The 11,535-nt window shown below is 43.1% G+C and carries 8 protein-coding genes and 1 pseudogene; 6 read left to right on the forward strand and 3 right to left on the reverse strand.

Annotated features, from left to right (window positions below; all coding sequences use genetic code 11):
• Positions 1–11 precede the first annotated feature (11 nt).
• From ACE04G_RS17435 to ACE04G_RS17445, 3 genes and pseudogenes are all read left to right on the forward strand, one after another.
• Positions 12–1,641: pseudogene (locus ACE04G_RS17435) on the forward strand (glycoside hydrolase family 13 protein).
• A gap of 52 nt (positions 1,642–1,693) precedes the next feature.
• Positions 1,694–3,361, forward strand: a complete 1,668-nt coding sequence (locus tag ACE04G_RS17440; RefSeq protein WP_221821323.1) for a glycoside hydrolase family 13 protein — start codon at positions 1,694–1,696, stop codon at positions 3,359–3,361.
• Between the two features lie 375 nt (positions 3,362–3,736).
• Positions 3,737–4,624 (forward strand): aldo/keto reductase, encoded by an 888-nt coding sequence (locus ACE04G_RS17445; RefSeq protein ID WP_336758054.1) that lies wholly within the window; start codon positions 3,737–3,739, stop codon positions 4,622–4,624.
• Between the two features lie 200 nt (positions 4,625–4,824).
• Here the strand turns inward: ACE04G_RS17445 and ACE04G_RS17450 are convergent, their stop codons facing one another.
• Positions 4,825–6,429: a methyl-accepting chemotaxis protein gene (locus ACE04G_RS17450; protein WP_486094561.1), complete on the reverse strand. Its 1,605-nt coding sequence runs from the start codon at positions 6,427–6,429 to the stop codon at positions 4,825–4,827.
• A gap of 419 nt (positions 6,430–6,848) precedes the next feature.
• Between ACE04G_RS17450 and ACE04G_RS17455 the strand changes: the two genes are divergently transcribed.
• The 3 genes from ACE04G_RS17455 to ACE04G_RS17465 all read left to right on the forward strand — a co-directional run bounded on the left by ACE04G_RS17455 (position 6,849) and on the right by ACE04G_RS17465 (position 8,695).
• On the forward strand, positions 6,849–7,250 hold the full coding sequence (locus ACE04G_RS17455; RefSeq protein WP_449004725.1) for a hypothetical protein: 402 nt from the start codon (positions 6,849–6,851) through the stop codon (positions 7,248–7,250).
• 175 nt (positions 7,251–7,425) lie between these two features.
• On the forward strand, positions 7,426–7,974 hold the full coding sequence (locus tag ACE04G_RS17460) for a PadR family transcriptional regulator (RefSeq protein ID WP_221821331.1): 549 nt from the start codon (positions 7,426–7,428) through the stop codon (positions 7,972–7,974).
• Position 7,975: 1 nt separating this feature from the next.
• The gene (locus tag ACE04G_RS17465; protein ID WP_449004724.1) at positions 7,976–8,695 is read left to right on the forward strand and encodes a CPBP family intramembrane glutamic endopeptidase; all 720 of its coding nucleotides are present in this window, start codon (positions 7,976–7,978) and stop codon (positions 8,693–8,695) included.
• 143 nt (positions 8,696–8,838) lie between these two features.
• Here ACE04G_RS17465 and ACE04G_RS17470 read toward each other — a convergent pair whose 3' ends face one another.
• Both ACE04G_RS17470 and ACE04G_RS17475 read right to left on the reverse strand, forming a co-directional pair.
• Complete coding sequence (locus tag ACE04G_RS17470; protein ID WP_221821335.1) at positions 8,839–10,602, reverse strand: methyl-accepting chemotaxis protein; 1,764 nt, start codon at positions 10,600–10,602, stop codon at positions 8,839–8,841.
• A gap of 348 nt (positions 10,603–10,950) precedes the next feature.
• Complete coding sequence (locus ACE04G_RS17475; protein ID WP_449004723.1) at positions 10,951–11,361, reverse strand: VOC family protein; 411 nt, start codon at positions 11,359–11,361, stop codon at positions 10,951–10,953.
• Positions 11,362–11,535: the final 174 nt, after the last annotated feature.

Consider the following 11,535-nt stretch of genomic DNA (forward strand, 5'->3'; position numbering starts at 1 on the left):
TTGAATGGAACATGGAAAATAAAAAATGGTGGAAAGAAACTGTGGTATATCAAATATATCCACGCAGCTTTCAAGATCGAAACGGTGATGGAATCGGAGACTTGGAGGGCATTGTGTCCCGATTGGATTATTTGCAGCAACTCGGCATTGGTGCGATCTGGTTATCACCTGTCTGCAAGTCCCCTCAAGATGATTACGGATATGATATTTCAGATTATCAGGACATCGATCCGATGTTTGGGTCTTTGGAAGATATGGAAACGTTAATTCTTGAAGCCAAGAAACGTGACATTCGGATCATTATGGACTTGGTGTTGAACCATACCTCGGATGAACACCCCTGGTTCCAAGAAGCCAAAAAAAGGTAAAGACAATCCGTACCATGACTACTACGTCTGGAGAGATGGCGTGGAAGGAACACCTCCGAACGACTTGGGGTCCACCTTCGGTGGTTCAGCCTGGGAATGGGTGCCTGAGATCGGGCAATATTATTTGCATCTATTTTCCGTAAAACAGCCCGATCTCAACTGGGAAAACCCCAAAGTCCGGCAGGAAATATACAACATGATCAATTGGTGGATCGAAAAGGGTGTGGGTGGTTTTCGACTTGATGTGATCGACTTAATCGGTAAAGAACCGGATTTGAAGATTACGGGAAACGGACCTAATCTGCATAAATACATCAGGGAACTGAGCAAGGAGACGTTTCAAAAAGCAGAAGACCTGCTTACGGTTGGAGAAACATGGGGCGCCACTCCGGAAATCGCCAAACTGTACAGCAATCCAGACGGCAGTGAGTTTTCAATGGTCTTTCAATTTGAACACATCAGTTTGGATGAACAAGATGGCAAAGGAAAGTGGGATCTTAAACCTTTGGATGTGATGGCATTAAAAAAAGTGCTGTCCAAGTGGCAAACGGAGCTTAAGGGTGATGCCTGGAACAGTCTATTCTGGAACAACCACGATTTGCCACGTATCGTGTCACGTTGGGGAAATGATGGAGAATTCAGAGTTGAATCGGCTAAAATGTTGGCGACCCTTCTTCATGGCATGCAAGGTACGCCTTACATATATCAAGGTGAAGAGCTGGGGATGACGAATGTTCAATATTCGATCGAGGATTATCGGGATATTGAATTGCTCAATTTTTATAAGGAAAGAATGGGGAAAGGTTATCCTGAACAAAGCGTGATGGAGTCGATCTACGCCAAGGGACGTGATAATGCACGCACACCTATGCAATGGGATACTTCCGATAACGCTGGTTTTACACGAGGGGAACCTTGGATTAAGGTAAATCCAAATTATACGTATATCCATGCAGAGGAAAGTTTGAATGACCCTGAATCCATATTCCATTATTACCGGAAGTTAATTCAATTACGAAAAGATCATGAAGTCATCGTATATGGTGATTATAAGCTGATCTTTCCAGAGAACCCAGACGTGTTTGCATACACCCGTACGCTGAATGGTACTACAATTCTTGTGTTATGCAATTTCAAAGGATATACGACTGAACTCCCGCTTCAGGAGCAATTGACAGGGTCCCATCAGCTTTTGATAGCTAACTATACAGGTGAACTCTCGGAGAGTGAATTACGTCCATATGAAGCAAGAATGTACGTTATTCATAATTAAAGCATAATACGTTATATGATGTTCAGTTCTCAAGAAAGAAGGATTGTATTCAATGAAAAGAGTATGGTGGAAAGAGGCAGTAGCTTATCAAATCTATCCGAGAAGTTTTATGGATTCCAACGGAGATGGGGTTGGTGACATTAAGGGGATCATCTCAAAACTGGATTATATTCAAGATCTCGGTATTGATCTGATATGGATCTGTCCGATGTATAAGTCACCCAACGACGATAATGGGTATGACATCAGCAATTACTGTTCCATTATGGATGAATTCGGCACGATGGCGGACTTTGATCAATTACTGAATGAAGTGCATCACCGCGGCATGAAACTCATTATGGACTTGGTGATTAATCATACCAGTGACGAACATCCGTGGTTTATTGAATCTAGAGCTTCGCTGGATAACCCCAAACGGGATTGGTACATCTGGAGAGATGGGAAGAACGAAGATGAACCGAACAACTGGGAGAGCATCTTTGGCGGTTCTGCTTGGGAATATGATGAAGTCTCCGGACAGTACTATCTCCATCTGTTCTCCAAAAAACAACCAGACTTGAATTGGGCAAATCAGGAAGTTCGGAAATCCATATATGAAATGATGAATTGGTGGCTGGATAAAGGTATTGATGGTTTCCGTGTGGATGCCATCAGCCATATTCACAAAGAAGAGGGCCTCTTGGACATGCCAATAAGAGAAGGCGTCAAGTACATCTCCTCTTTTGAAAAGCATATGAATGTCAAGGGAATCCAGAGTTATCTGCAAGAAATGAAAGAGAACACATTATCCAGATATGACGTCGTGACTGTTGGGGAAGCAAATGGAGTAAAGGTAGAGGACCAAGAAGATCTGCTGGATTGGATCTGTGAAGTCAGAGGGAAATTTAATATGGTCTTTCAATTCGAACATCTGGACCTTTGGAAAAACAGCACAGACAGGCAACTGGATGTTCCCAAACTGAAAAACGTCTTGACCAAGTGGCAAAAATCACTGGAAGGCGTCGGTTGGAATGCTTTGTTTATTGAAAATCATGATCAACCTCGCAAAGTTTCATCTTGGGGAAATGATAAAGAGTATTGGTATGAAAGTGCCACAGCACTTGGAGCCATGTACTTTTTCATGCAAGGCACCCCATTCATCTACCAGGGGCAAGAGATAGGCATGACAAATGTGTCTTTCCCTTCCATAGAGGACTATAACGATATCGCCGACCAGAATTTATATCAGATCAAACGTGAAGAGGGGATGTCGCATGAGGAGATCATGAACATCATCTGGGCTTCGAGTCGTGATAACTCCAGAACGCCGATGCAATGGTCCTCGGCCAAAGAGGCAGGGTTTACCAGTGGTACGCCATGGCTGAAAGTGAATGACAATTACATCCATATTAACGTAGAGAAACAACTCCAGGAACAACGTTCCATTCTTCAATTTTATAAACTAATGATTCAGCTGCGAAAAGAGCACGATACGTTGACTTATGGTATTTATGAGCTTCATATGCCGGATCATCCGAGTGTATATGCATATACACGTACACTGGCAGACCAACAGGTGCTGGTAGTAATCAATCTTACTGAACACATGGTGGAGCTTGAGGAAGATGAGCTTGGCCTCAACTTCTCAGAGATCTGGCTTACCAACTATGAGAATGGCTTGCTGCCGCTGGTGTTGCGACCGTTTGAAACTATTGTTGGATTAAGCGATAAAGTATAAATCTGATGTTCCTACAGGTATCCAATGAAGCAAACAGAGAATTCACTCTCTAATTTCTGACATCAAGCAAGTGGACCCCTTAGAAAAGGTATTGGAATCAGTGCCGCTTATCCAATGAATTTCTAAGGGGCTTTATTTGTTATGCCTTCAGCCAGCGGAGAGCGTGAAACGAGTGAAGCCAAGTCATTTTTCTTTAAAGGGGATACATTAAGTCAACCTTTAAATTTGAGAGGGTTCTTCCTGCGTATACCGACGAGCATACCTCAGATTGATAATTTGTTAATTATCCTTTATTATGAAAGCGTTATCGTAAATTGAATACTTATTGTTCCATTCGGTCAATTGACCAACATATTAAACCTCGAGGTGAGTAGCATGAAGTACAGAAGATTGGGCAAAACCGAGCTGGATGTATCCGTCGTAGGTGTGGGCACCTGGCAGTTTGGCGGGGACTGGGGTAAAGACTATACTCAGAAGGAAGTCGATGATATTCTTTACCGTGCCAAAGAGCTTGGTATTAATTTGATTGATACAGCGGAATGTTACGGACCTCACCATATGTCGGAAAACTTTATCGGCGATTTTATGTCCCGTGACCGGCGTGAGGATTGGGTGATCGCATCGAAGTTTGGTCATCAATGGCATGATCACTGGACCAATGCCTGGAGTGTGGATCAGATCCGTGTACAACTGGAAGAATCCCTGAAAGCCCTAAGAACAGATTATATCGATTTGTATCAGTTCCATTCCGGATCAGATGAGGCGTTTGATAACGACGAGCTGTGGACCATGCTGGACAAGCAGGTACAGGCCGGTAAAATTCGAAATCTTGGTATCTCCATTGGCAGCAACGATAATCTGCATCAGACGAGCAAGGCTAGTGAGTTAAACGCGAAGGCAATACAGGTCGTATATAACCGTCTGGACCAGAAGCCCGAGGAGAGGGTATTCCCGTCATGTCAGGAGCAGGACCTTGGTGTGCTTGCAAGAGTCCCACTGGCCAGCGGCTATCTGAGCGGTAAGTACAAGCCGGGCGCCGTGTTCAATGACAATGTCAGAAAGGGACGCGAGCGTCAAGAGATCGATGAGAAACTGCAGCTGGTAAGTGAAATCCAGAAGAATGAAGTCCCTGAAGGGGTCGACATGGCCTCGTGGGCCCTTGCCTGGTGTCTGAAGCATCCAGCCGTTAGCTGCGTCATTCCAGGATGCAAAAGTCCGGAGCAGGTTGAAGCGAACGCCCGGGCTGCAGATCTGGAATTATAAGCGAGCTTGATTGGTGTAGCTTGCTGAGGGCAATATAATCGTGGATTAAAGTGAATTAAAAAGGAGAAAGCAGCCGACCAAAGTATAAGGGGTCGGCTGCTTTTTTTGACCTGGATGAATCATAATTAATATTTAAATTGAATCGTCAAACGCTCTAACTTTTGAGACATTTCCTGCAAGGTTGTGGATAAACTCGTGATTTACTCCATGGAAGCCAGTTGTTCTTCTGAAGAAGCAGCTATATTTTGGGAGTTGTCTGCAGCTTGAAGTGCTAGATTGGAGACTTGCTCCTGGCCCGCTGTGATTTCTTGGACGCTTGCCGTGATCTGCTGTGTAACGCTGGCAAGTTCCTCCGTTTGTTGGGCGATAAAGTTGGTAGACTCTACGATTTTGTTAAACTGTTGTTCCGTCTCATTAGCAATCTGTATGCCGGAGTCAACGTCCTGTTTAACTCGATTCAACGTTTTGAGCGATTGTTCGATATCTGTACGCATATCTTGAATCAACGTAGAAATCTGCCCGGATGACTGGTTCGATTGTTCAGCAAGTTTTCTCACTTCAGCAGCTACTACGGAGAAACCGCGTCCTTCTTCGCCTGCACGGGCTGCCTCAATCGAAGCGTTCAAAGCAAGAAGATTCGTCTGCTTCGCAATATCCGTAATTGCAATGAGCATCGTACCGATCTGCTGGCTACGTTCATCTAGCATTCTCATAACTACATCCGTTTCATTAACCGACTTGTTGATCAGATTCATTTGCTTCGCCGTATGCTCTACGGCTGTACCACCTATGTTCGCGAGTTCCATCGCATCAACAGAAGAATCGGCAATGGTTGATGAGCTTTCCGCAATTCGCTGGATCCCGATCGATATTTCCTCGAGTGAGTTGGTTGTCCGTTGAAGCATCATTTGTTGCTCTTGTGCACCGGCTGCAGATTCTTGGATGGAAATGGTGATATTCTCAGTTGCCTGACTGGTGTGCTCCGCACCAAGAGTCAACTCTTTGGAAGATGAGGCTACCTGCTTGGTAGAGAGATCGACTTGACTAATAAGCGTTCTCATGTTTTTAATCATATGATTAAAGTCCTGTGAAAGCTCACCGATCTCATCTTTGGACTTCATCTTAACTTCTTCAACGGTTAGGTCACCGTCCGCAACGGATTTCAATCGCTTAGCGACCATAAGGATCGGCTTCGTTAGGCGTCCTGAGATGATGCTAACGATAATGGAACCAAGAACAACCGCCACAGCCATAATTATAAGAACAAGATACAATACTTGTGTGGCACCACTGTTAAACTCACTTAAGTAGGCACCCGAACCGATGATCCATCCCCAATGCGGGTCCATTTCAACATATGAAACTTTCGTTTCTACCTCACCTGTATCCGGTAGAGCCCACTTGTAGGTGACAAATCCGCCTCCGGCTGTTCCAACATTAACGAGCTCTTTTCCCAAATATACGCCATCTTCTGTAACGACATCTGTCAAATCCTGACCTTCATTTGAAGGATTCATTACGGAATGTGCATCTTTGCCAACAGCCCATGGATATCCTGTTTCCCCTACAGTATATTCACTTTTTACAGGCCGCTTATTATCTGCATTCTTTTCACCGAGCAGTTCTACGCGGAGCTTTTCCTGCGCTTGCTCCAATGTTAAACTTCCATTCTCTACCTGCTCGTTGAGGAGATTAATCATACCAATGACCATTCGGACACTATTTTCAAGTGCGGCCTTGCCGGATTCATTCATTTCATTTTTTGAAACGGTATAAGAACTGAACCCTATTACGATTGTGGGCACGATAAGTATAACCAAGCACAAAGAAACTAACTTAGCCCTTAACGTTCTCATTTTTAGAATGGATCCTATCTTTGTTTTCACTTCAGTTCCCCCTAAGTATGTCAATGTACAGATCTAACTCAGAACCTGATAGTTAAAATTTAAATTAAATCTGTACCTAATATATCGAAAAAAGAGGAGCTAAAATGAAGTCTTTGAGCGATGAAAATCTCTGTAAACGAACTCGACCTTTGTGCTCAACACAGGGCAAATAGAATTTGTAAAACCAATAGTGGCAATTGCATAAAAATGCATTCTTCACCAAGTAGAGAAGGTGAATATGTGTTGTCTGCGATGTTTCATAAAACAAAGGTAAACAAATACTTATTGTTGTATAATGATGGTAAAATATACAGGTGATATGATAGGAGCGAGGGATTTTGCACAGAAAGATTAAGATTAACCTTTTTTACTTAGCTGCTGGGATTTATCTGGGTATCGCCGTTGCAGCATTTGTTCCATGGATTGAGATTGGTTTGAAAATAACGGCATATTCAAGCATCATCGCACTATTAATAACGATCTATGACTCTTCTAAGGTTAGCCTTAGAATAACCTCACAAGAAGGCTATTTGCGTAAGCAAAGAATTCATTATGTATTTATGTTAGCTATGAAAGTGTTAATGATAGTATCACCATTCGTTCTTTTGTTCTGGATCAATTATGAGGATGATGAAGAAGTAATAGCCAAGATAAGTAATTACGTAACCTTTGCTGCAATTGGAATTGTGTTTTTTACAAGAGGCATGGAATTAAAAGGTTTAAGCAGCACTCAAAAATGATTTGAGGCATATTGCATTATTATAGATAGGAAGGGGTGTTACCTTACGGTAATCACTCCTTTTTGTATTGTAGAACAGAATGAAAGATATCTAAAAATGAATTGTAATCTTCATCCTAATGGAGTAATATGCTAATTGTATATATCTCAAAGATATATTTTGAATGGGAGGGCATATGAAAAGAATCAATACCACCCACTTTGCGATTCTCGGCTTGCTTCGTGTGAAGCCCATGAGCGCATATGAGCTTGTTAAGTTTTCGAAGGAGAGCATCGGCCTTTTTTGGAACGAATCGTATGGACATATTCATAAGAGTATCAAACAATTGCAGTTAGAAGGCTCAGTTTCGGTGATAGAAGAAGCGAAGACGGGGAGACGTAAAATTGTCTACGGCATTACAGAGCAAGGATGTGACCAACTTGATTCCTGGCTGGCTCTGCCACCTGAAGAACCCGTAATGAGAAACGAACTGCTGATGAAGCTTTTTGTCTCCGATGAACGTCATATCCCGCAACTCATCACTTTTCTTGAAGAGGAATTAACAGCTAACGAACAGCTCATCACGATGTTGGCAGGAATTAAAGCGAGTGTTCCTAAAGGGAAAAGCAAGCAAGCCCAGCTCTGGTTGTTAACCCTGGACTATGGGGAGAGATATCTTCGGATGACTACGGAATGGTGTCAGCATGCGCTGGAAACCTTAAGTCATCCAAACAAGGGAGAATAAAATGAATAAAAAACGATCCACCCTCATTCCCATCCTATTGATCACGATCGTGGTGGTTGCCTGCGCACCTCTCCTGTTATGGTTTAGAAGTAGTCCGCTTCTCCCATTAAAGGTCTTCGACAGCGATGTATACAACCTGGAGATTAGTTATCAGATTACGGTGTTGTTATTAGCTGTTATTGTGATTGGCATTGTATACGGGTTGGCAGGTAAGGGGGGACTTAGGTATTTAAATCTGAAAAAGCGAGATGGAAAAATTCGGCCCGAACCGTGGATCGGCATTAAGCCGAAAGAAAAAGAGACATGGAAACACTTAGGTCTAAATTTTGCGGTCATCATTACGTTGGTAACATCTGTCGTTATCTACTTCCAAGTGGTGCACGGCGAAAGCGTAAGACTGGAGCTGTATCCCGGTGTTGTCCTCATCCTTGTGTTTGCACTAATGAATGCTTTTTCTGAAGAAATCATCTTTCGGTTTTCATTTGTTGCCGTTGTAGGTAAATATGGTTTGTCTTCGTATGTAGCTCAAGGACTGGCGGCTGCAATCTTTGGCGCCGTTCATTATTTTGGACATCCAGGCGGGATAGCAGGTGTAATTATGGCAGCGTTTATCGGATGGTTTTTAGCCAAATCGATGTTAGAAACGAAAGGATTCTTCTGGGCGCTGACGATTCATTTCTTGCAGGATGTTCTTATTTTTAGTGCCTTATTTATGAAGTAGCTGGGCTTGGGAGCTCATACCAAAAGTTAACCGCCCATTAAAAGGCGGTTAACTTAATCCATTGGCTATTCCTCTATAGGTGTTTCTCATAAATTACCATTGTCATTTTGTCGTTAATAACTTTGGTTACACCCGTCTTTTTATTATGGACCTGATTTACGGACTTCGATCTGAAATTGATCGGAATATGATTTGAGGTCCCCTGCAAGACCAGCGAGTTCCCCGGAGATGTTCGACAGTTCGCTCGCCGACCGTTGCTGTTCCACAGCACTAGCCGTGACTTCTTCGGCCATGGCTGAAGTTTCCTCGGTTGCGGAAGCAATATAACTGAGGTTCTGTTCCAACTCCTGACGAATAGAGTGCATATCCATTGTCCGGCTGTCCAAACTCTGAGCCAACTCATGCACTTCGGTCGATAAGCGGCTAACCTGTCTAAATGCCTGGAGGCAATCAGCGATCTGTTTCTCCTGTTCCTTAACTGCTACCATATTCGCATCAAAATGACTGCCCATCCGATGTATTTCTTGAACAAATGAACCCAGGATCTCATCAATCTCCTGGATCGAACGTTCGGATTGTTGAGCGAGCTGTCCCATTTCACCAGCAACGACTGCAAAGCCTTTACCCGCTTCTCCAGCTCGGGCTGCTTCAATTGAAGCATTCAGGGATAGTATTTGAGTTTGTTTTAAAATGTTGTGAATTTGACCGCTTATAGAGGAAGCGAGTTCGGATTGAGTCGTCAGAGACCTGGAAATATCCTGTTGATGCTCAACACGCTTGGCATTCTCTCGGCCCTTCTCAAGCAGAACCTCATGTTCACGTGTAACTTGTACTTGGACAGAAGATAGCTGCTCTGAAGTATAAGTAAACTGTTTCACATATGAACCTACTTCATCCATTATTTTGCCGAGATTCTCTGAGTGCTGGACGGAGTGTTCTGTCTCTTCAGCCTGTTTCATTGAACCCATGGCAATCTCCTCAATCGCTCTGGAAAGTTCTTCGCTCTGACGCTGGTTCGTCTGAGCGGTTTCCGAAATATCTTTGGATGAATGCTGTAACGTATTTGATCCTTGCTGTATTCCCATCAGAATGTTCGTCAATTGGGCAACCATGATGTTAATCAAATCACTGATGTCACCGAGTTGATCATTGGTCATATGTGTGGATACGACTTTGAGATTCCCATCAGCAACCTGTTCGAGGCTTGACTTAATATCGCGTACTTGTCTGAGAATGCCTCTTACTACGAATAACATCATGACCAAAGAAAGAATCAGTACAACCACAAAAATCGGGATTATGGTCTGATAAGCATTATTCACAGATGTAGCGGAGACTTGATTCACTGCTCCAGCAGAAATATCAACGCCCAGATAGCCAATGACAGTACCTTGCGAATCCTTGATTGGTGTAAAGGAGGACAATAGCTGTCCCCAGGTTGGATCATCTACAATGCCTGTTGTGACAACTTCACCGCGTAATAAGCGTTCCTGAATCTGGGGATTGAATTCCATTGCAGTGCCGTAAGGACTATACTCTGTATCATTCCAATCCGCTCCATCCACGGTGTAGATCCACCCGTCCGAAGTTTTGTTATACATATAAACATACAAGGCTCCCGATTGAAGCCTAACTTTAACGAGTTCGTCCCTAAGACTTTTATATTCCTTGCTCTCCTCTGAAACAGTAGAAGATAATGTCTTAATTAATTCCGATTCCTGACCAAGTTGAGAGGCGGTATTCACAGCCAGCTGCTGATTGTTATGCTGCATGGTCATTAATGATGCATTTTCACTGGAGTCGATAGTGGCCCACATAATTAGACCGCCCATGGCCAGTAGCGGAACCAGAATAATCAAATACAATTTGAACCTTAAATCCATCTTTTTTTTGCGAGTCTGTCTCACGTACGGTTCCCCCTTGGATGTAATAAAGTAAATATGGTTATTCATATAACCCCATACTATTTATCGTAATATTGAAGAGGAAAATGAAGACTAACACTAAACTTGTATATACATATACGCAGGAGAATGTGATCATTTGTGGTACCAGTGCACTCAAACCGAATGTAGAAGTTACTTTGCATCAAGAAACGTTGTCATTAACCAAAAAAGCTCCACCAGCTTTATGCCAGTGGAACCTTAATTTTTCTCTTAGACATTCTGTTAAATATACAAATATACTCATGGATGCTCATTGCAGAAACGGTCGATATAATCAGAACATTCAAGTAGAAGCATTTATTGAGATCGTTAGAAAGCATGCCTACCACTGAAACGTTGGATTGCTTCCTCGGTCACCGGTGTGAAGAGATTAACCAGATTACCGTCAGGATCACGAAACAGCAAAGCACGATTCCCCCAAGGCATTGTGGTAGGTGTCTTTACCCACTCATCGACAAACGGCTTCAAGCGCTCGTATTCCGCATCGACGTCGTGGACATGGAACTCAATAATGACTGTACGATTGTTGGCCGCCACAGCGGAACCAGCACCAAATAGTTGCACCGTCCGGGAGTGGCCGATCGCTAGAGTGCACGACGGCATAACAAGTTCGGCAAAGACAGGTGCAGGGCGTTCTGCTGAGACACCCGTAATTTTCTCATAAAACTCGACAAGACGATCCACATCATCAGTAATGATGCGCACAGAAGCAAAATTCACAAGATATCATCCTTCCTATAATAAGTAATACATTTTGGATCAAAAACACTTCGCATTTACTTCTACTCCTTTACAATTTCTTACTCCAACTATATAAAAACACTACTGACAACGGTATGTCAGTAGTGTTTTATGAAGAAACCACAGAATAAGATTGATCGGATTGAACTAATG

Source organism: Paenibacillus sp. AGC31 (assembly GCF_057334655.1).